Below are 21734 nucleotides of genomic sequence, written 5' to 3' on the forward strand. Positions count from 1 at the left end.
CGCAATATTCCGATGTATCCTAAACCTACCGTAGGCGTAAAGGCGTGTCTATACCATACGCATATAAAATAGACAATAATCAGTAGTGCATATAACCCGAATGTGCTACAATATATCGGCGACCAGAAGATATAAAAATAAAAAAATCCAAAGGAACCTCATGATCTTTGGCACTTTGGAGGTAGGAACCTTTTACAGGTTTTTCCTTTGAAAGATTGAATGTCCACTCAATTGGAATTCAAAGTTCAACCACCACTGCTCACCTCTGGCCAACAAAACCATCTAGCAAGCAATTTCATGTTTTTATTTGTATTAAATCTAAATAAGATTTGCGAACACAGCACAAAAACCTATTTTTGCCCCTTATTTTAAATAAATCCAAATTAATGAAGCTCATAACACTTGCCACAACCCTCTTATTATCGGTTTGTGCATTTTCCCAATCCAATCTTAACGGAAAAGTAATCGATGAACAAAATCAGCCCTTGATGGGTGCCACGGTTTATATACCTGCACTGCAGATAGGGGCAACAACGGACTACAACGGCAACTTTGAACTCCCTTCCGTTGAAGCAGGCTCCTGGGAGGTCTCGTTTAGAATGTTGGGCTATAGGACACTCATAGAGAAAATGACATTTTCACAAAATGAAACCCTCACATATACTGCCGTACTGACCGAAGACCTGAACAGTTTGGACGAGGTCGTGATTTCAGCCAGCAGGAATTCGGAATACCTTTCCGAGATACCGGCCTCCGTGACCGTGGTGGGCGAGGTCAAACTTCAGGAATTCTCCAACTCCACCTCGAACATCAGTGAAATATTGGAGTTTACGGTACCCGGTCTGGCGGTATCCACCGGAACCTTCTCGAACTGGGGGCAGACCTTACGGGGACGTTCGCTATTGGTCATGGTCGACGGGATTCCCCAGTCCACCCCACTGCGAAATGGACAATTGGGAATAAAATCGATAAGCCCCAATGATATCAGTCGGGTCGAGGTCATCAAGGGGGCCACCTCCATTTTTGGCAATGGGGGCAATGGGGGCTTCATCAACTATATCACCAAAAAGCCGGACGCCACTGAAAAAATAGAGGGCACCACAAATGTTTGGGGTACCTCCAACTTGGCGGCCACCGATGATGCCCTTGGTTTTGGGCTGTACCAATCCCTTAAGGGCAATTTGGATAGGTTCACCTACTACATTAGTGGAAGCTACGAAAAGACCGGCAATAAATATGATGCTGACGGGACCGTGATCTTGCCCACCTATGGCCTGGACAACACAAAGATCTACAGTGTCCTGGCCAAGTTGGAATACCGGATTTCCGATAACCAAAATATCACTTTGGGCGGTAATCTATACAAATCCGCCCAGGACACTCCTTTCATCCCGGTTCCCGGAGAATTTGAAGTATTCAACGAAGAAGGGGATTATTCGCTAACGGCCGGCTATGGGGTCGAGGGTTCTATCGAAGGAGAGGAAGCCACGGGATCGACACTTGTGAACGGACAGCTAAAATATAACCTGACCGAAATTTTTGCCGGGACCACGGATTTTACGACGGACCTATATTACCAGAACACGGAAAACATCTTCTTTTACTCGGATAAATTTGAAAACGGGGGCCAATCCGTCATCAATGCTGAAAAATACGGACTGAGGCCCAATTTCAATACGACCTTCCCTGTCAGCTCCACAACGGACGTCTCCCTGACCTATGGAGTGGACCTGCTCCGTGACAAGACCAATCAAGGTCTTTTGGACGGGAGGCTTTGGGTGCCAAACATCAAAATGTTCAGCTGGGCACCTTATCTTCAGTCCACTGCAAAGTTCAACGGGACCTGGGTGGTCAAGGCCGGTCTTCGTTTCGATGACATGAACTTGGACATTGAGGACTACAATACGCTACCGTATTCTCCCTTGGGGGATGGCAACTTCAATCCATCAGTGGCCGTGGAAGGTGGAAAGATAGGTTTTGACAATCTGGCCTTCAATGTTGGGCTCCGTTACATCAAACACCAAGAGTTCATTCCCTATGTGAGCTATTCCCAAGGATTCTCCATTGCCGATCTGGGTTCGGTACTCCGGTCCGCAACGGCAGACAACATCAATGACATCCAATTGGAACCGGCAGTGACCAAAAATTATGAGTTCGGCTTCCTGTCCAAGTTCCAGAACATCAAATTTGAAGCTGTGGGATATTACAGCACCTCCAATTTGGGCACTGGAGTTGTATTCGATGAGAACATCAATTCGTTTGTCCCCTCAAAACAGCCCCAGGACATCTATGGAGGGGAGGTTGCCCTGGATTATTTTTCCCCGGACAACAAATGGCAACTGGGCACCTCGTACACCTATGTGGAAGGAGTGACCCATAATGCGGGCAATGAAAACAATCTGGTCTACTTGGGAGGTGATGTCATTGCTGCCCCAAAGTGGACGGCCTATGTCAATTGGGCACCAACGGACAAATTGGGCACCTCCCTGCGATTGACCCATTTGGGGGACAGGGACAGGTTTGACCCTTATTTGGATGCCAATGACGATTATACCTATAGACATACCCAATTTCCTGTGGAAGGCTATACCTTGCTCAATTGGTCCGCGACCTATCGTTTGCAGTCCAATATATCCGTCTCCTTGGCCATCAATAACCTGTTGAACGAATATTACCTGCCCGCAAGGTCACAATGGGCAGCACCCTTGCGCACCTTTACAGGAGCCGGGGAAGGCATCAATACGAAATTGAGCCTTTTGTACAGTTTCTAATCCATAGAAAACGGTGTCGATGTTCCCATTGGCACCGTTTTATAAATACTCTTGGGCATCTTTTTGACCACCATGAACAAAACGATACGGAAAATACACCTTTGGTTGGGCCTCACCTGTGGGCTTATCGCCTCATTTTCCGGACTCACGGGCTCCCTTTATGTCTGGCAACCCGAAATATCGGCATTTCTCAATCCCGACCTGCTCCAAGTGGAGGGCTTTGGGAATCTGGACGATAGGACCATCATGGAAACCACGGCAAGTTTGGTTGCCATTCATAGGGACAGCATCAACAGTATGTTCCTCCCCTATCGGGAACAACAGACGATCTCCATTACGTTCAATAGTGGAAAAACCAGTTATTACCACCCCGAGACCCATGCCCATCTCGGCAAAAAATCAACTTCCATCCGCTTTTTTGAAAACCTGTTGGTCCTTCACCGGAACTTGGGCATACCAACGTATGGCAAATACATTGTGGGGACCAGTGCCATCATTTTCTTTATGTTTCTGTTGACTTCTGGAATCTATATCTGGGCAACATCCTATCGCAACAACTTGAAAGAGGGCTTTACCATAAAATGGAAGGGAAAAAGAAAGAAAATCAATTTCGATTTGCACAAGGCCTTTGGGGCCTATTTTATCGTGCCCTTGCTCCTAATGGCCCTAAGTGGTTCCTACTTTACCTATAATTCCTACTACAAGTCGGCACTAAGTCTATTTGATGGGAAACACGACAATACCCAACGACCATGGGTACACGGGGATTCTCCACAATTACAGGATTATCTCTCAAAAACAAATGAATCCTACGCCTTACGGGCCATCCACTTTCCCAAGAATGGAACGGACCATTATAGGCTTCGATATATCAGGGAACGGTTCATAACCGCTGGGCTTCGAAGGACCAAAGAAGTGGAACTTGGTACCAATGGTCGTGTTACGGTGGTGAGTGATTTTAGGACGGACCCCAACAGCAACCGAATGGCAACGCAGTTCTACCCTATCCATATCGGTGAAATGGCCGGTACCCTCGGCAGGATCTTGGTCTTCGTCTCCGGTCTGGTCCCTTTGCTGTTGTTCTTGACGGGGCTCAGCATATACCGGAACAAAAAAAGAAGGAGGACCGGAAAAAAAGACAGGATGCAGGGTCGATGATCTATCGCTGTTTTTTTTCTTTTGATGTCTTGGCCAAATCGAAAATGACAGTAGGCCTTATGTTTCCTATTTGTATCTGCAAAAACGGTAATAGTATTGTACCACAATGATAAAAAACACTCGAACTGTAATTACGAGCAAAGGAGGTAAGAGTGATTCCAAGGATGCATGTCGTGTCAAAAAATACGGGGAGAGTTCTGCTGAGGAATTACGCTTTACGGAACCAAGGTCAGAGTCGGTCAAAGAGCTATAGGAACTTTACAATTTGCGCGAACAGTTATCAAAAAGCAGGACATGACTTTTGTTGGGACAGAAAAAAGAAAGCATGGCCCTTGCCAGAGTGTTGCGCCTATAGAAGCTGGCAGAGAGCGATTCTAAATCTGGAAAAAATTGATGCTATCGAAAAGGAAATTAAGAAAATCGTTCTGAACGATTCCAATTTAAAGGATAGCTACGAACTCTTTACCGCCATTAAGGGCATTGGTCCAGTAATCGCAAAAAACCTTGTCATCAAAACTGAAAACTTCAAATGTATTACAACGGCCAAAAAGCTGCAGGCTTTACCAGTGTATGTCCTTATCCAATTCTTCCGCAAAAATGTCAATGAAGTCCAAGACCAGTCATATGGCCGACAAAAAACTAAAATCATTGTTATTCTTAGCTGCAAAAACCACAGTGGTGCACAATAAGAGTATAAGTTTATATGCAGAACGGAAAAAGCTTGAAGGTAAACCCCTATTTCTTGATTTTGAATAGTGTATCCAATAAACTTTTGAGAACGGGCTATGGAGTGATACAAAGTGGCAGACCACTTAACATGAACCATATTGCAGTGATCCCAGAAAAGTGGTGGGCCAATTCGCCTGATTGATCTGAATGTGACTTAAAAGGTCAATCCATAATTGCTTGTAAATTGTTTCTAGTGGGGCATCATGGAAATGACATAAGGAAATTTCAGCCAAGGAAAGATCTCCTTTAAAAAATAAAGTAGGGTGATTTGCGTTATGGTTGTTACATAGTTCAATAATCCAATCTTACAATTGTTATGAAACTCACCAATTTTTTTTTTATAATCCTTACCGTTGTTGCTTCCACTGTTTTTGTTAGCTGCAGCAAAGATGATGATACTTTCGCAAGGGTATCCGTTAATGGAACCGAGATAATGGCCACCCCATCCGATTTTGTCGTAGGGGATCGTTCGGATTTTAATGGCGATGTTGATGCAAGCTTTAAGGGCAATGGTGGTTCTGCTGTCCGTGTGTTCAGTTGGAACAACAATCTAACCACTGCCGATTATAATGCTGACATAACAGCCACATCAGAAGGAAGTTTTCAAATTATCGTCCGAGATGCAGATGCTACTGTTGTTTTGGACAGGACTATTCAAGGCGGCACTGAGCCCGACAGTATTGATGGGGTAACTTCAGCAGGCGTTTCAGGAATATGGACTGTAACCATTGAAGTGAACAATTTTAATGGTGATGGCAGTTTTTCTTTGAGCGAGGGAAATTAGTTTCTGAAACTGTAAAATTTATAAAAGCCCCTTTTCTGGGGATTTTTTGTTTTTGAATTAACTTGAACTGTTCTGAAAGACAAACATTTTTCGTAACCATATACCCTTATTGTAATAACCATTTGATTTAATTCATACTAAAAAATTTAATTTTTAACAGAGTATATAACAGTTACCTTCGAAACGGTTTTATGCCGTCCCTTGTCCGAGAAAATAGTGCGAGCTTAACTTTCGGGAATATTGGTAAGAAAATAAAAGTTATAAGGCAAAATTCAAGCGTTGGTGCCTGATGTGATTTATAATGGTTTCAAAAGCGCTCCTTGGGAACCCAATGGTTGCCCTTACCATGCAATAGACAAGTTTAAGAATTTTGGCCCAAGAGCACACTGTTCATTAATTTGTTTATAACACACCGTCGACAAAGCCCCTACCCCATTGACTTTCTTCCTGGAAAAAACTAACTTCATTACATGGTAAACATCGGTGTTCATAATTCACTCGAAATGTCTAAATAGCTCATGAACACCGATGTTTACCATGTGGAAAATTTGCCTAGTGCTGTTGGTCTTGACCAACAGCACTAGGTTTACACCTTCCATCTTTTGTGATTTTCACTCTTGTCTCCCCAAAAATTTATTCGTCACATTTTTTTACTAAATTTGTGACGGAAAATAAGTGACAAAATGCCCATACCCACTGAAAAACTTATAAAAAATTCAATTTCGAACCATAAGCGTGGAAAAATTTTTTTCCCGAAAAACTTTTCCAAATTCGGTACATCTGAAGCGATAAGGCAAGCATTGAAAAGGTTAGAGGACAAAGGTTTTTTGATCCGATTGGCCCAAGGCATTTATCTATATCCCAAAGAACACAAGCTACTTGGGACGTTATATCCGTCTTTGGAAGAAATTGCCAAAGCAATCTCTAAAAGGGATAAGGCCAGAATTATTCCCACTGGGATTCAGGCACTCAACCAACTGGGGCTTTCCACACAGGTACCTTTGAATTTAGTTTACTTAACGGACGGAACTTCCCGTACCATATCCGTTGGGGAAAATACAATAAAGTTTAAAAAGGCTTCCCCTAAAATTCTAGCCGTCAAGAGTGAGACCAATATCCTTATCATGCAAGCCCTGCGCCAATTGGGCAAACACAATATAGATGACAAAACCTTGGAAAAAATAAATATGATACTCCAAAAGGTTGACAGAGAATCAATAGTTCATGATATGAAACTAGCTCCTGTTTGGATTTCTGAAATTATGCAAAATTCACTATCAAAAAGGGAACCGACATGAAGGAATGGTTTGATTTATCCGAACAGGACAGAAGAGAAGTGATTGTTCAAACAAGTATTTTAAAAGGCCTTCCACAGGCGGCCATAGAAAAGGATTGGTGGGTGGTCGCTGTCCTTCGCACCCTATTCGAAACCAAATATTCAAACCACCTGGTTTTCAAAGGAGGTACATCCTTGAGCAAAGCATGGAGACTTATTGAGCGCTTTTCGGAGGACATAGATCTGGGTATGGATAAATCCTTTTTTGAATTTGAGGGAGATCTTTCCCGAAAACAGGTTAAAAAACTTAGAAAGGCATCATGCAAGTTTGTGAGCGAGATACTGCCGCAAGATTTAGAGGATAAGCTTCATGAAATGGGCATCAAGGATTTTACCATCCATGTCCGCGATTTTGAAGAATCAGATACTGATCCCTTGGCCATTGAAATCCGCTATAAGTCATTGGTCGACAAGGTTCCCTATTTAGAACCAAGAATACTGGTTGAAATAAGCTCCAGGTCACTTCGGGGACCCTTTGAAAATAGAGAAGTTATATCGTTTATTGGGGAAATGTACAGAGGCCTATCCTTTGCTGATAAAGCCGTTAATATACCCACAGTTTTGCCTCAACGCACATTTTTGGAAAAACTGTTCCTATTGCATGAGGAATTTCAGAAACCAAAAGAACGGGGACCAATAAGAGGTCATCGAATGACAAGGCATTTATATGATGTATCCAGAATGATGGATACAGGATTTGGGGAATCGGCAATAAAGGACAAAGCATTGTACGACAAAATTGTGGCACACCGAGAAGTATATGCACGAATATCTTGGATCGATTATTCAAAGCATGGTTATGAAACTTTGAATTTCATTCCACCTGAAGAAGTTATGGCAGAATGGGAAGAAGATTATGCGGAGATGAAAGAGAGCATGTTCTATGGTAAAACGGAAAGCTTTAAAGATTTAATCAACAAGCTGACCGGCTTGAGAGATAGGTTTAATTCAGCCTAGTTCATTTTGATTCCAATTGTTCTCAAATAGCCCAGAAACAGGACTCAAATGTTAAAGTAGCGTTGAAGTAGAGTCCCTTTCCGCGACAGCTGACTTTTGACCCCTTGAAACTAAGTGTCCTGTCTTATCTGTTGAAGTCGAACTGCATTCGATATTGCGCATAAAACAACCCGCTCATCAGCAAAAACTGCTTTCCTGAAAGGTATTCTAAATAGAAATAACAATACCCCTACAGCTCTACCGTACAATTCTCAAATTGGGAACCCCACTGTTATCTTGAATTTTATGGCTGCTCTCATCCAATATGTTTTTCAATTGGGCCATGTCCTTACTGATTTTCTTTTCCACCACCCTTGCATACTTTTGGGTCGTGGAAAGCTTGGTATGCCCCAAGAGCTTGGAAACGGTCTCTATGGGTACGTCGTTCATAAGGGTGATTGTTGTTGCAAAGGTATGTCTGGCCACATGGAACGTTAGGTGCTTATCAATATTTGCCCTTTGTGCAATGATCTTTAGGTATTGGTTCACCTTTTGATTTGAGTACACAGGAAGAACAATATCTTCATTTTTGGGAAAATCCGCATACTTCTCCAAGATTTTCTTGGCTTTGGTCAATAGGGGGACCTTGACTTCGGTCTTGGTCTTTTGGCGCTTTACATCGATCCATAGTTCCCCATCGATGCCGGATACGATACCGTTGGGTTTGAGAAGTTTGATCTCAATGTAGCTGAGTCCTGTATAGCATGCAAAAAGGAAAATATCGCGGACCAGTTCCATCCCCTTTTCCTCGAATTTCAATTGGCCCAGTGCCAAGATTTCCTCCTCTTCCAGAAAAGCACTGTCATAATCCTCCATTTTCACTTTATAGAGGTTGAAGGGATTCTTGGGGATGCAATCAAATTTATAGGCCATGGTCACCAATTTCTTGAACCGTAGCATATGTTTCATGATGCCATTGTTGTTCAATGTTTGGAACGACTTGATGGGTTCGCAGTTCCGCAGGAAGTTTTCAAATTCAATCAAAAAGGCATAGTCAATGGAGGCCAACCCAATATCGGGCACCCGATATTTTTTGCCAATGAAACGTTTCAGGTAGGTCTCTGTAGAAGAATAGTTCTTGACTGTCCCTTTGGCCAGTTTGGGCAACTCATAGGTTCGGTTATACTCCAAAAGGTCCAATAGGGTGAGCATCACCTTGTCCTTCCCCAGATATCTAAGCTTGATGGATTGTGCCGTTATAAAGTTGCTCTCCGCACAGAGTTGTCGATGGCATTCCAGTAATTTTGCCCGGACGTCGTCCAAATATTTGTTGACAACAACGGATTCACTGGCCCTATGGTCCATTTTTCCCAAAATAGGACACCATCGTTCTTCAAAAGTTGATCGATGGACACTGAGATCTGCATTTTTTCCTTTACATCTGATTCGGACATAAATTGGAAAACGTCCATCTTTTTTTCTTCCTGATTTTTTCAGCCAAAAACTGATACTGAAGGCGTTAGAGGTATTCATGTGTTCTCGCTTTAAGTTAAACTTTGGATTAAGCGAAAGTCAAATCACACGAAAAATCAATTACGGAAGTACAATTTAGGGAATTTTTCCCGACAAAAATAGGACACTCTATAGGACATCCTCATCGATGGTTTCAGATGGAAATAAAAAAAACCAGAAAAAATTAATTTTCTGGTTTTCAATTAATTAAGGTTTTACTTAGTGTCATAAAACCATGGTTCGTCGGGATGACTGGATTCGAACCAGCGACCACACGCACCCCATGCGTGTACGCTACCAGACTGCGCCACATCCCGAAAAGGGACTGCAAAAATATAAATTTTGACAAGATTTAAACATAGAGTACTTAAAACTTTTATCGTTTTTTGGCCAACAAAGGTTTTCCGCTGTCCAGAGACATATTATCATAAAATGTTTTGCCCATTCAGAAGAATATCATCGGGAGCATTTAAACCATCAACAAACAGCTCTGTATATTTTTTATATGATTCCCGTCATTGTCCGCCCAAAGGAATCTTCCTAGCTTCATCAATTGAGGACACTTATAAATAGAAGGAAATAATGACGACCCAGGAAGTAAACATCAACGTAACAGACGCCACCTTAGCGGGCAACCTTACCATTCCTGACAACCCCGAAGGATTGGTCATCTTCTCCCATGGGAGCGGTAGCAGTAGATTTAGCTCCAGAAACAACTTTGTGGCACATATTCTTCAAGCTAAGGGAATAGCCACATTACTATTTGATCTATTGACCGAGCAAGAGGACAGAATTTATCAAAATCGCTTTGATATCGATAAACTTACCAAGCGGCTAATCGAAACCACCCAATGGGCTTATCATCAACACAATACTTTAAAATTACCCATGGGATATTTTGGAGCCAGTACGGGAGCTGCTTCTGCACTTAGGGCAGCCGCCTTTTTTGGAAACTCCATAAGTGCCGTAGTTTCACGAGGTGGCAGACCCGACCTTGCCCTCAATGAACTCAATATGGTAAAAGCCCCCACCCTATTGCTAGTAGGAGGGCTTGATACAGAGGTAATCTGGCTGAACCAAAAAGCCTATGAAAAGCTTGAGTGCCAAAAGAAAATGGAAATAGTTCCAGGAGCAACCCACCTGTTTGGAGAGCCCGGAAAGCTTGAAACAGTGGCTCACCTAGCGGCTGAGTGGTTTGATAAATGGTTTAAAACAACAAAAGAAAATGTTTCGAAATAGAACAGATGCCGGCCTGCAATTGGCAGATAGATTACAGCAGTTTTTAAAAGAAAAGGTTGTGGTCCTCGCTATTCCTAGGGGCGGACTTCCTTTGGGAGCAATTGTTGCAGAATCCCTTCATGCCCCGTTAGATGTGGCCCTTTCAAAAAAAATAGGGCATCCGTATAATAGGGAATATGCCATTGGGGCAGTAAGTCTAGATGATATCATCCTTAGTGATTCCACCAGAATAGACCCGTCTTACATTACCAAAGAAACCGAAATCATAAGACAAAAACTAAAAAAAAGATACAACCAATATTACCAGAATAGCTCACCTTTGGATTTAAAAGGGAAAACCGTAATTATTGTTGATGATGGGGTTGCCACCGGAAACACCATCATGATCACGGCGCAAATGGTCTATAAAAAACATCCGAAAAAAGTAGTCGTGGCTATCCCTGTTGCCCCAAGGAGTGCCATTGAAAACATGGAGTCTTCCAACTATATTGATGAAGTAATCTGCCTAGAAACACCTTATAACTTTCATGCGGTGGGACAGTTTTATAACCAATTCAGGGAGGTTTCGGATGAAGAGGCCATCCAATTATTGGAAAAAACACGTAAATCCTTTAATTCAAAGGAGTAAACCCATAGACTTCTAAATTTTTACAAAAAATATGGTCCAAAACAAAACTTTGCTTGGACCATATTCCTAGGAAAGAAAAACTTTATTCACCGACAATACCGAAGGTAACTTTGGCATTGACACGGTATTCCGAAATTTTACCTTCCTTAACGCTAACCTGCATATCTTGGACATACACAGACTTAATGTTCCTTACCGATTTAGATGCTTCATTTATTACATTTTGAATGGCATCTTCAAAACTATCGGTAGAATTCCCTAAAATCTCAATAACTTTTAATACAGACATTGTAACCAATTTAATTGTTCATTAATGAACATTAGGAACTTACCCGCTACAGGAACTCACCTTTTTCATCCACTTTTACTCTCAATACCTTATCTCCATTTTCCAATTTCAATTTGTACTTTTTGGTAACACCTTTGTTATCATAATAATGAGTAATGTAGGTATCCTTGGTGATGGTCCATTCAGGGAATCTCTCCAAAACAGCTGCTTTCACAGAGTTAGGCAGATTAATGTTCTTAAATTTTTCAGCAGTACGGATTATTTTTCCGTCCTTGTCATACGCAGCTAAAATCTTACCCTCTGGGATGTAGAAATTAATGTTGTAAACATCATAGTCATCTTGATAATACTCTGAGTTCTTTACATCGAAAGCTGCTACTTTACGTCTAAGCATTTCGACTGGTATGGAAGCTTCTTCCTGAGTCTCAATGCTGTTCAGATACTTGTAGTTTGTGGCATACACAACTACCTCTGATAATTCCTCTGTCTTAATGATTTGAGATTGCATAGGTGCTACCAACCCCAGCACAAAAAGAACCAATAATAGCTTTTTCATGATCTTAATGTTTAAGTTAATAACCTTACGAAAAGGATCTTGGAGCTCCATTTTTCACAAGCAACACAATTTACCTTACTATTATCTGGTTTACAATGATTTAAATCAGTTAAACACCTTTTTCTCTCACTGCTCTTGGTATTATGCTGATTATGAAAAAGAACCGAATTACTGGAGTTTGAAAAGTATACGCAGTTTGTGTTGATTTACTATCTATACAAAGTAAAATGACCTACAAACTGCTGTTTTTCGTTATCGTTTGCATTTACTACGTACCAATAGTCTCCGGTTGGCAAAGGTTTACCTTCATAGGTGCCATCCCATTTTTTCACTTGGTCCAAACGAGCCACTACCCTACCGTACCTATCGTAAATAATTACATCTATAAAAGGGAAGTATTCGCGGTTTTCAGGATACCAGTAATCGTTAAGGTTATCGCCATCCGGTGTAAAAAAGTTTGGCATTTCGGGCATTCCCTCAAAATTGAACGGCATTACCAAAGTTGCCTCACAACCGTTTTGGTCGCGTACCATGATATTGATGTTGGAATCCTGTGTGATGCTAAAAGTATTGACTTCACCATAGGATTCACCTTGGAAGAAATATTCATAACCACCGAATCCACCGGATGCAACTGCCGTAACCTCCCCGGGGCCTGTTTTGGTTGCTTCCAAGGTCAATGGTTCGTAAGCGTCAACTTCAAATTCCACAAAAGTGACACAACCGTTGGAATGGTAAATAAAGACGGTATGCTCCCCTGCAGGCAAATCCCCGAAGGTACGTTGTTCGGTCGCCATCATCACATCGTCCACATCCAGGGAGAACAACAAATCGGATAATTGGGAACTATCTTCTATATTAATGGTGACCGTACTATTGGGGAAAATGCCTTCACAACCATATTCCACAATAGGTTCTGCAGCAATATCCACTCCCACGCCGATGTCAGCGATTATATTGGTCTGACAGCCATTGGCATCACGAACGAACACAATATAACTTTCACCTCCTTGAAGGTTGTCAAAGAACAAATCATCGTTTTGCACAAAATCGGCATCGTCCGCTGAGTTGACACTAGTATAGTATGGTGCCGTTCCTCCCGTAACCTCGAGGGTCATTGTTCCATCCCCATCGCCCATACAGGTTTCAGGGGTAGTTTCCGCAACTCCTGCAACCAACTCCATGGGTTGGGTAATCTCCACTGTTCTGGTGATGGTACATCCCAAATCATCTTGGATAATGATATCGTAGGTTCTCGGTGCCAAATCTGTAAAGGTTTTTCTGTTGGGGTTGTCAGGGTCATCACCTTCAAAAAACTCGCTCAACGTATCGGAAATGGAATACCTTATTTGACCGGTACCTCCACTGGCCTCTATAATGATCTGTCCGTTCATGTCGCCAGCACAAACCACAGGAACTGCTTCCAAATAGTCCAACACCAATGGATCTTTTGGTTCAATAACAATGGGGTCGGAAATAGCCTCACAGCCACCACTCTGCGCATAAACATAATAGGTGCCAGGATTCAATTCCCTAAAAATTCCAGAGTTTTGGGCAGGACGCACTATTGATGCTGCCGTTGGTGGCACAGTATTGGAATTCACCAAGGTGTAGACATAGTTTCCAATGCCTCCGAATGCCTCGGAACGGATAATTCCCGTTGCCTCGCCCGCACAATTGATGGTCGCGTTGGTCAAATCCAATGCAATGACCAAAGGGGCTGCTGGGTCCAGTGAAATCTGATTTGATTTCTCGAACGGACATCCATTGGAATTCTGTACATCATATTGAAAGGGTCCGGGATCTAAGGTAATGTCCGCGGCAATTTCCACACTCGTCATACCAGCTCCAAAAGGTATAAACGGGTCGGTGGTTCCAGCTCTTCGGTAGAAATAATCCACTCCTGGTTCCGGGTTGGTCACAGTAAGCTCCATTCTTCCCAAGTCCCCACATCCTGGAGGCTGAAGCTCCACCAGTTCAGCAACAACAATCTCTGGGTCTTGGACTACAATAGGGACTGTGGTGAAACTACAGTTCCATCCATCAAAAATGGTGATGGTATATTCTCCTGCGGATAAATTAGCAAAGGTTGTGGTTGTTTGAAGACCGCTATTAGTACCGTCCGTAATTCTGTTCAATTGATACAGATAGTTTCCAGGACCTTGTCCGCCAGCCACGTTGTATGCTTCAATAATGGCATCGTTGTCATTATTACAGGCCAATGGACTCACCACCTGAATATCCGCTGAAATTGGTGTTGGCAATGGCAAATCGACAGTGGTAGTGGATTCGCAACCCCTCCAATCCCTTACATTAACAGAATACGTATCGGTCGAAAGGTTATCAAAAACAGGATTGGTATTAGGGTAATCCACCAATACCGTACCATCCGAAGCTACCAATTGGTACTCATAGGTTCCCCATCCTCCATCACCCGAAGCTGTAATCTCACCGAATCCGGGCACATTGCATGTTACCGGTGATGTTTGCACCGCATCCACGGTCAATGGCCTATCGGGAGAGCGCACCGTGGTTACGTTACTCACTGCATCGCAATACGGAGCATCCAAAGCTTCAATCCGTACCACCAAATTACCGGCTGGTACATTTTCAATAATTTCCGGAGAATTTATCGGTGCGTTGGTATCAAAACTACCTGTTACCCCAGTAGATGTTTCGACCCCGGCATTGTCCCTAGAGAACACCTCGTAGTTGTATGCGCCGCTATAATTTGTAATATCCAAACTGATGACTCCATCGGAACCGTTGAAACAGGTCACAGGTTCCACCTCGGTAATAACAGCTTCTATATTATTGTACTCCGGCATATTGATGGTGGTGGTCAAATAGGTACAACCGCCACTGCCAACATCGGTTACGGCAAAAATGTAATCCCCAGGTGTAGTAATATCCCAGGTTACTCGGTCAGTGCCACCTGAACTTCGGGCAGGTTCCGAGCCCAATGGAAGAATTTCGACTTCGTAATTTCCCGGTCCTTCATTTACGATAATATCAATGGAACCTGGATTAACACCACTTCCTGTAGTACTACATGTAATTTGATTCACATTGTAGCTAAAGGTTATGTCCGTAGGTGTATTGATGGTTACGGTTGCAGTCTGTTCGCAACCGTTTTGGTCCCTTGCTGTCAAAATTATCGTTTGATCCGTACCATTGTCGATTACTTCGAAAGTGTTACTTGTCTGGAAATTGGTACCATCAAACTGAGGAGTGCCATCGTTCATGCTATAGGTATACGATCCCGAACCGGTAGGTATTCCCGTACCATCGCCATTGTCATCGGTATAAATCGTGATGGTAGCTGTGCTAAATTGATTGCTCGATGGATTACAACTAAAATCCGTATTAACTGCATTCATCATCAATTGTGTTGGCTCGTCTATGATAATATTTCCGGACCGGTCCGTACACCCTCTATCGGATACGGCCTCTACTTGATATGTACCTGGTTGAAGGTCATCGAATACCGGAGAACCTTGTGGTCCCGCTATAATTGTAGCTGTTGCACCTTGATACAAAACATAGTTTATAGGCGTGTCCGTATCTGTCCCTGGTTGTAATTCCACCGATATGGTACCATCATCAGATCCAAAACAGGTTACATCGCTACTTGGTGTGGCCGTAATTACGGGTGAATTTACCGTGGAAACATTCACAATGGCTTCATCTGAACATAAAGGTGCCGTGTTGGAGTCCAGATCGGTAACCAAAATATTATAATCACCTGGGGCAACACCTGTAAAAACATTGGAACTCTGCGGGGATCCTATATTGGCCAAAGTGCCTGCATCCCTAAGCTGATATTCAAAATTACCACTACCTCCGGTAGTATTTACGGTAATTTCACCGTCGCCAGCATTACAGGTTGGGTATGATGTTGCATCAGCCGAAATGGCAAAGAAGTCAAAGACGTTGGCTGTTACGGTGTTGGTACATCCGTTGCCATCCCTTACCGTTATTACATAACTTCCAGGATTGGGTACTATGAAGGTTGTTCCGGTTTGAAAACCGCTTCCAATATCGTATTGGTAAGTCTCATCGGGCAGTCCCGAGCCAGTTGAAAGTGGCGATACCATATCAATTTGATATCCACTCGTTGCCGTACATTGGTTCACTACGTCGATAACCGGATCGGGAACCCCAGCTTCTTGTGTAACAGTCAAAGTAGTATAGGCCGTGCATCCATTGGCATCCTGAACATAAAAATCGTAATCCGCTGGGTAAGGTCCTGGAATCTCAAAAGTTGTCTCGGAAACAAAAGAAGTTGGCGCCGGGTCTCCAGAAGGTACATAAGCATAGTTGTAGGGTGCTGCACTTCCAAAACCTCGGACAGTAACTAAAGCGCCTACATTACAGGTAGCTTCTACAAAATTATCAATGGAAATGGACACTGAACTGATATCGATAAAAGCGAGCGTACTTCCACTACATCCATTTGTATCGTCCCTTACAATTAGTTGATAATTTCCTGGTGCCAACCCAGTAATTGTACCCGTATATGGCATAGCCTCCCCAGTGAATGATTGTGTGGAGACCATTGCCCCTGTATCGGTGTTCTGAACCGTAATGGTGAAATCCCCCGGTGCTGAAATTCCGGAAACTTCGTAATCTATGGAACCACTTCCGGCTACATTACAGGAAGCCGCCAAAGATGTTGCGGAGACGGAAACCGGGTTACTTGGACCGATAGGGTCTATTTCTTCAATATAGGTACAGCCATTTGCATCCCTTACTTCAACAAAATAGGTTACGCCAGGTACCACTTGACCAGTAAAATCGTAGGTATTCCCTCCTGAAGTAGCAGGGTTAAAAGTTGGCTCTCCCACCAATCTAAATTCATAAGGTGCCAATCCCCCCGTTGCTTGTACTCGATATGGAAACGAGGTATCAGAGCAAACTGCAGGGTCTGGATCCAATGGAATCAAATCCAATTGATTTTGATCGATAACTACTTGATCTCTATCCTCACAACCTTGTGCATCGGTTGTAATAACGGTATAGTTGCCCAATGGTAAATTTGGAAAGGTTACTGTTGTGCTTGCTGTTCCGGTTGATGAAGCTACCATACCTCCAAATTCATCGACCAAAACATAATCGAAGGGGGCAACCCCATTGTTTATTGTAGCGGATATGGAGCCATTTACCGATCCTATGGAACAAACGGCATCCGTTGGTGTTGCCGTGGCATCCAAAGGGTCGCTGGAGCCAATGGTTACGGAGTAGGCAGGACTCACACACCCCCTACTGTCACGAATAATAAAACCGCCATGTGTTCCTGCTCCATATCCTGAGAATATATTTTGTGGGCTAAAAGTTGCTCCATTGTCATTACTGAATTCATAAGGAGGAACACCTTGCGTGGTGTCAGGGATGAGCTCTACTACACCACTGGAATCGTCCCCACATTGAGTATCTGTTGCAACAGCGGTACCTGCAATGGTCTCCGGCGGAGAAATGGTCACTGTATTGGTTTCCGTGGTACAGCCTCTTGCATCGGTAATCATAAACTGGAATGTGGTATCGGAAATGATGGAGCCATCATTGGGAATACTGTACACAAAGGAGTTCCCTGAAATGTTATTGTTATTCGAAGTATATGGTGCGCCATTGATACTTACTTCATAAATATCATAATCGCCTGATGATGTATAGCCATTGCTAATGTTCACCTGAATCTGACCGGGAGGTCCTGCACAATCCAACTCTTGTATAGTGGTAGCGTTGGCTATCACTTGTGGCTCTATGGTTGCGGTTACGGTATCCCTACAATCGTTGGCATCTATCACCTCAATGGTATAGGTTCCAGGTGTTAAACCACTAAAACTAGTACCGGCACCCAAAGCTCCCCCGTTGATGCGGTATTGATATGGGGCCAAACCACCAGAAGCATTCACCGCAAGTGTAGCAGCCGTAAAGTTGTCGTAACAAAAGTCTGATGCTCCTGCATCCAGGGTCAAGGTAGGGGCGTCCAAACGGGTCAACGTAAAGCTATCCGTTACAGTGCATCCGTTGGCATCGGTGACACTAACTTGATAAGGCCCGTCTTGTGAAAGATTGGAGAACGTACTTCCATTTTTAGGTCCCCTAGTGGAACCATCTGGCTGGGTCAAGGTATATCTATTACCGCCCCATCCACCTATGGTATTGATGCGTACAGCCCCTGTATTACCATTTTGGCAACTCATTGCTGTTACATCCAAACTGGAAATGGTGAAAGCAGTCGATGGCTCCTCAATGACCAATGTGGCTGTATCGGTACAATTGGTTTCTTCATCGGTTACGGAAATCACGTAGCTTCCGGCTGCCAATCCTGTTAATGGAACAATATTACTGTTTTGTCCCGTTGAAACAGGTCCACCATCAATGCTATAGCTGTAGGTGGAGTTGAATCCATCCACCAAAAATCGACCTTCACCATCAGCATCACCCACACAGGTTACCACACGGGTCTGCTGACCTTGAACTCCAATCGAGCTGATATCTGTGATGGCATAGTTTTCATCATAGGAACAACCTTCATCATCGGTTACCCTGAAGGTATAGGTTCCCAATCCCAAACCTGTGAACGTGCTGTTGTTTCCATTGTTCACAACGCTACCCGCCGGGGCAATAATTTCATAGGTGTATGTTCCCGAACCACCGGTTACACTCAAATCCAAAGATGCCGTGGTCGTAATGCAATCCAAACTGGAAATGGTAAAATCCAAATCTGTTGGTTTATTCAAGCTATTGAAAACGATATCCGGAAGTGCTTGTACACACCCGTTCGCATCACGGATCATTGGGGTGTAGGTTCCGACCCCAAGGCTTGGAAATACGGGATTACTGCTAAAGCCAGCTCCCATACTATACTCATAAGGCGCCGTTCCACCTGAAACTCCAGATATCGTGATTTGTCCTCCGTTTTCGTCCACACAGGTCGGGGCACTATCGGGTGTTGCGGTAGCCGTAATTGTAGATGGTGTACCTATGGTCGCAGCTTGCGGAGTGGTCATACAGGTAAAAGAATCCTGCTCGTAAAGCAATACCACATCGTAGTTGCCCGGGGCCAAATTAGAGAAGGTGTTGCTGATTTGGAAAGTTGCTCCGTTATCGACGCTATATTGTATTTCGTAACCATATCCATTGGTCACGTTTACTGTGATCCTACCATCGTTGGCACCACCACAATTGGCGTCTTCTTCGGTAAAGTTGAAGAGCGGCGGTGGTATATTTTCAACATCTACCGCTGCAGTTCTTTGGCAGCCATTGGCATCCTCGACCAAGATGTTATAGGTTCCTGCCGTTGAAACGGTAAAAGTGGACGTACCTGAGTACGTTGAACCAAATGAACCTCCATCGACACTAAATCGATAAGGTGCAGTGCCACCACTTGTGGTGACATTTACATCCACAGATGAGGCTCCACAACCAAAACTATCGGACGCCGTTGCCGAAACGGCCAATGGGCTTATCCCTCCCCCGATCACAATAGGGTCGCCATCCATATCAGTGGTTATGGTCTCGGAACAAGTATTGGTTTCCACTCGAATATTATAGGTTCCCGGACTTACATTGGCAAAAGTGTAATTATCCGATCCGTTGGGACCAAAAGTATCTACCGTAATACCATTCTTCACCAATCGGTAGGTATAAAAGCCCGGGACACCCGATACGGCAACATCAATACTTCCCAGTTCACCACTACATAAAATATCGTTCGCCGTAACATCTACGGTGATGTCCAAATCATCCACTGTCACCAAATTAGATGGAAATACACAGGCAGACTCTGAAACATTTTTCAATCTTACATAAACGCGATAGTCGCTTGGAGCGGTAATATCGAAAAATGGGTCATCTTGATAAGGACCTGCAGCGCTGTTCAAACTGTATTCATAACCAGCGGGAACATTGGTTACTTCCACCCTACCAGGATTGCCACAAATAATATCCTCTTTGATCAGTTGGGGGTTCAACGGATTAAGCGTGGACTTAAAATAATAGTACTGACCTGAATTTACACGGACCCTGAACTCTCCTGCTGTGGACAAATCAAAAGTAGCATCAGTTCCAACGGTATTCCATGTACAGGCATTGTTAATGGTAGGACAATCATCCACTACTGTAGGTGCACAACTGTTTGGGTCGAGCTGCTGCCATTGATAAGAACTTCCGGACTGACTTAAGGTTAGAGTTCTAACATCACTGGTACCGCACAAAAAGAATTTTGCCAAGGTACTCCCATCGTTGGAACACACCACTTCTTCATTCGCACCGTTTATGATGGTTGCAAACATAGCCGTTGATGTAAAGGCTTCATTTTCTTCAACCGATACTTCCTTAATAGCCGTATCAGAAAAATCCTTCTGGGTATCGGACTCTGTTTTATTGGAGACCTTGTGGGTCAAATTCCGGGTAACATGAGTTTTTGCCAATACCGTGGAACCGAAGATTGATATGAACACCAACAACACGACATATAGCAAATGCCTTGTTTTTTGTGGGAGCATAGGGTTAAGTCTTGATTGGAAGAATATGTCAGATTTGGGACCTTAATATTCTTAATAGTAATTTTTTGTTCTTATAAAATTCTCATTATATTCATTATACCCGATAACCAAAAAGTTACCGTTCATCTATAAAACATGTTATTTCAACGTAAAATTATGCGAAATAGTCTCTTATTACCATATTTTTTCGTTGTACTGCTCAGTACATCCTGCGCTCAAAACACAGACAACGAGATAAATACTCCCGAAACCCTTGATTTTACTGCGGAATTGGTGGTTGGCAATGTTCAAAATGCCTGGGGCATGGTTTTCTTACCAAATAACGCAATTTTGATCTCCGAAAAGTCTGGTAGACTGCTACTTAACGAATCCGGAAATACTATTGAAGTAGAAAATGCCCCTAAAATATACAATCGAGGCCAAGGTGGTTTAATGGATATTGAGTTACATCCTGATTATGATAAAAATGGATGGATATATTTCTCCTTCGCTTCTGAAGAAGGAGAGGGCAAGGGAGGTAATACTGCAATAATGAGGGCCAAATTATCCGGCAACAAACTTGTGGGCAATGAAGTGCTCTACAAAGCGACCCCCAACTCCACCCGCGGACAACATTTTGGATCAAGAATAGAATTTGACAGAGACGGATACCTGTTCTTTTCCATTGGTGAAAGAGGCAATAGGGATGTAAACCCTCAAGATATTTCGAGGGATGGCGGAAAAATATATCGGCTTCATGATGACGGTAGCATCCCGAGCGACAATCCGTTTGTTAACGAGCCAGGTGCCAAAAAAGCGATATGGAGCTATGGACACCGTAATCCACAGGGGCTCACATTGCATCCAACAACCGGTGTTTTATGGGAACATGAGCATGGGCCACGAGGCGGAGATGAAATCAACATTATACAAAAAGGTAAAAACTACGGCTGGCCCATAATTACTTACGGAATTAATTACAGTGGCACCGAAATAACAGATGAAACCTCCAGGCCCGGCATGGAACAACCCCTTTACCAATGGACACCATCGATTGCGCCATCTGGGATGACATTTGTTACTTCGGACAAATACCCTAAATGGAAAGGCAATTTATTGGTCGGTTCGCTAGCTTTTCAATATTTGGAACGTTTGGAGCTCAAGGACAACAAGGTCGTTTATCGCGAGAAACTATTGGATGGCATGGGGAGGTTACGAAATGTCCGCCAAGCGCCTGATGGTTATATTTATATAAGTGTTGAGGGGAAAGGGCTTTACCGACTTGTTCCAAAATAAGTCAACCA

General features: G+C 43.3%; 13 protein-coding genes and 1 tRNA gene. 9 read left to right on the forward strand and 5 right to left on the reverse strand.

What is annotated here, in order from left to right:
• The first annotated feature begins 386 nt into the window (after positions 1 to 386).
• From J0654_RS07815 to J0654_RS07840, 6 genes are all read left to right on the forward strand, one after another.
• Complete coding sequence (locus tag J0654_RS07815) at positions 387 to 2771, forward strand: TonB-dependent receptor (protein ID WP_207027393.1); 2385 nt, start codon at positions 387 to 389, stop codon at positions 2769 to 2771.
• Positions 2772 to 2843: 72 nt separating this feature from the next.
• Positions 2844 to 3929: a PepSY-associated TM helix domain-containing protein gene (locus tag J0654_RS07820; protein WP_207027395.1), complete on the forward strand. Its 1086-nt coding sequence runs from the start codon at positions 2844 to 2846 to the stop codon at positions 3927 to 3929.
• Positions 3930 to 4261: 332 nt separating this feature from the next.
• A complete protein-coding gene (locus J0654_RS07825; RefSeq protein ID WP_207027397.1) occupies positions 4262 to 4618 on the forward strand; it encodes a hypothetical protein in 357 nt (118 codons plus the stop codon).
• A gap of 356 nt (positions 4619 to 4974) precedes the next feature.
• Positions 4975 to 5442: a hypothetical protein gene (locus J0654_RS07830; RefSeq protein WP_207027399.1), complete on the forward strand. Its 468-nt coding sequence runs from the start codon at positions 4975 to 4977 to the stop codon at positions 5440 to 5442.
• Between the two features lie 683 nt (positions 5443 to 6125).
• The gene (locus J0654_RS07835; RefSeq protein WP_067036133.1) at positions 6126 to 6740 is read left to right on the forward strand and encodes a DUF6088 family protein; all 615 of its coding nucleotides are present in this window, start codon (positions 6126 to 6128) and stop codon (positions 6738 to 6740) included.
• On the forward strand, positions 6737 to 7735 hold the full coding sequence (locus J0654_RS07840; protein ID WP_163636587.1) for a nucleotidyl transferase AbiEii/AbiGii toxin family protein: 999 nt from the start codon (positions 6737 to 6739) through the stop codon (positions 7733 to 7735). Before J0654_RS07835 ends, J0654_RS07840 begins: the two co-directional genes overlap by 4 nt.
• A gap of 237 nt (positions 7736 to 7972) precedes the next feature.
• Here the strand turns inward: J0654_RS07840 and J0654_RS07845 are convergent, their stop codons facing one another.
• Positions 7973 to 9247 (reverse strand): site-specific integrase, encoded by a 1275-nt coding sequence (locus J0654_RS07845; protein ID WP_207027400.1) that lies wholly within the window; start codon positions 9245 to 9247, stop codon positions 7973 to 7975.
• Between the two features lie 222 nt (positions 9248 to 9469).
• A tRNA-Pro gene (locus tag J0654_RS07850) sits at positions 9470 to 9543 on the reverse strand.
• Between the two features lie 265 nt (positions 9544 to 9808).
• On the opposite strand from J0654_RS07850, the gene J0654_RS07855 reads away from it, so the two are divergent.
• Together J0654_RS07855 and J0654_RS07860 are read left to right on the forward strand one after the other, a co-directional pair.
• Entirely contained in the window at positions 9809 to 10465 is a 657-nt protein-coding gene (locus J0654_RS07855; RefSeq protein ID WP_207027402.1) for a dienelactone hydrolase family protein, read from the forward strand.
• Complete coding sequence (locus tag J0654_RS07860) at positions 10452 to 11093, forward strand: phosphoribosyltransferase (protein WP_207027404.1); 642 nt, start codon at positions 10452 to 10454, stop codon at positions 11091 to 11093. The genes J0654_RS07855 and J0654_RS07860 overlap by 14 nt, the downstream gene beginning before the upstream one ends.
• A gap of 82 nt (positions 11094 to 11175) precedes the next feature.
• On the opposite strand, the gene J0654_RS07865 is transcribed toward J0654_RS07860, so the two are convergent.
• The 3 genes from J0654_RS07865 to J0654_RS07875 all read right to left on the reverse strand — a co-directional run bounded on the left by J0654_RS07865 (position 11176) and on the right by J0654_RS07875 (position 20451).
• Positions 11176 to 11382, reverse strand: coding sequence for a dodecin family protein (locus J0654_RS07865; RefSeq protein ID WP_207027406.1), 207 nt, complete (start codon positions 11380 to 11382; stop codon positions 11176 to 11178).
• 46 nt (positions 11383 to 11428) lie between these two features.
• Positions 11429 to 11938, reverse strand: a complete 510-nt coding sequence (locus J0654_RS07870; RefSeq protein WP_207027408.1) for a nicotinate-nucleotide adenylyltransferase — start codon at positions 11936 to 11938, stop codon at positions 11429 to 11431.
• 209 nt (positions 11939 to 12147) lie between these two features.
• Entirely contained in the window at positions 12148 to 20451 is an 8304-nt protein-coding gene (locus tag J0654_RS07875) for a T9SS type B sorting domain-containing protein (protein ID WP_207027417.1), read from the reverse strand.
• Positions 20452 to 20607: 156 nt separating this feature from the next.
• Between J0654_RS07875 and J0654_RS07880 the strand changes: the two genes are divergently transcribed.
• Positions 20608 to 21726: a PQQ-dependent sugar dehydrogenase gene (locus J0654_RS07880; protein WP_207027419.1), complete on the forward strand. Its 1119-nt coding sequence runs from the start codon at positions 20608 to 20610 to the stop codon at positions 21724 to 21726.
• Positions 21727 to 21734: the final 8 nt, after the last annotated feature.

Origin of the sequence: Flagellimonas profundi (assembly GCF_017313275.1) — a bacterium.
Classification (GTDB): Bacteria; Bacteroidota; Bacteroidia; order Flavobacteriales; family Flavobacteriaceae; genus Flagellimonas; species Flagellimonas profundi.

Excerpts from the sequence above, each read along its gene's own strand:
- J0654_RS07815 (WP_207027393.1), top strand. The coding sequence starts at position 387 with ATGAAGCTCATAACACTTGCCACAACCCTCTTATTATCGGTTTGTGCA.
- J0654_RS07820 (WP_207027395.1), top strand. The coding sequence starts at position 2,844 with ATGAACAAAACGATACGGAAAATACACCTTTGGTTGGGCCTCACCTGT.
- J0654_RS07830 (WP_207027399.1), top strand. The coding sequence starts at position 4,975 with ATGAAACTCACCAATTTTTTTTTTATAATCCTTACCGTTGTTGCTTCC.
- J0654_RS07835 (WP_067036133.1), top strand. The coding sequence starts at position 6,126 with ATGCCCATACCCACTGAAAAACTTATAAAAAATTCAATTTCGAACCAT.
- J0654_RS07840 (WP_163636587.1), top strand. The coding sequence starts at position 6,737 with ATGAAGGAATGGTTTGATTTATCCGAACAGGACAGAAGAGAAGTGATT.
- J0654_RS07845 (WP_207027400.1), bottom strand. The coding sequence starts at position 9,247 with ATGAATACCTCTAACGCCTTCAGTATCAGTTTTTGGCTGAAAAAATCA.
- J0654_RS07855 (WP_207027402.1), top strand. The coding sequence starts at position 9,809 with ATGACGACCCAGGAAGTAAACATCAACGTAACAGACGCCACCTTAGCG.
- J0654_RS07860 (WP_207027404.1), top strand. The coding sequence starts at position 10,452 with ATGTTTCGAAATAGAACAGATGCCGGCCTGCAATTGGCAGATAGATTA.
- J0654_RS07865 (WP_207027406.1), bottom strand. The coding sequence starts at position 11,382 with ATGTCTGTATTAAAAGTTATTGAGATTTTAGGGAATTCTACCGATAGT.
- J0654_RS07870 (WP_207027408.1), bottom strand. The coding sequence starts at position 11,938 with ATGAAAAAGCTATTATTGGTTCTTTTTGTGCTGGGGTTGGTAGCACCT.
- J0654_RS07875 (WP_207027417.1), bottom strand. The coding sequence starts at position 20,451 with ATGCTCCCACAAAAAACAAGGCATTTGCTATATGTCGTGTTGTTGGTG.
- J0654_RS07880 (WP_207027419.1), top strand. The coding sequence starts at position 20,608 with ATGCGAAATAGTCTCTTATTACCATATTTTTTCGTTGTACTGCTCAGT.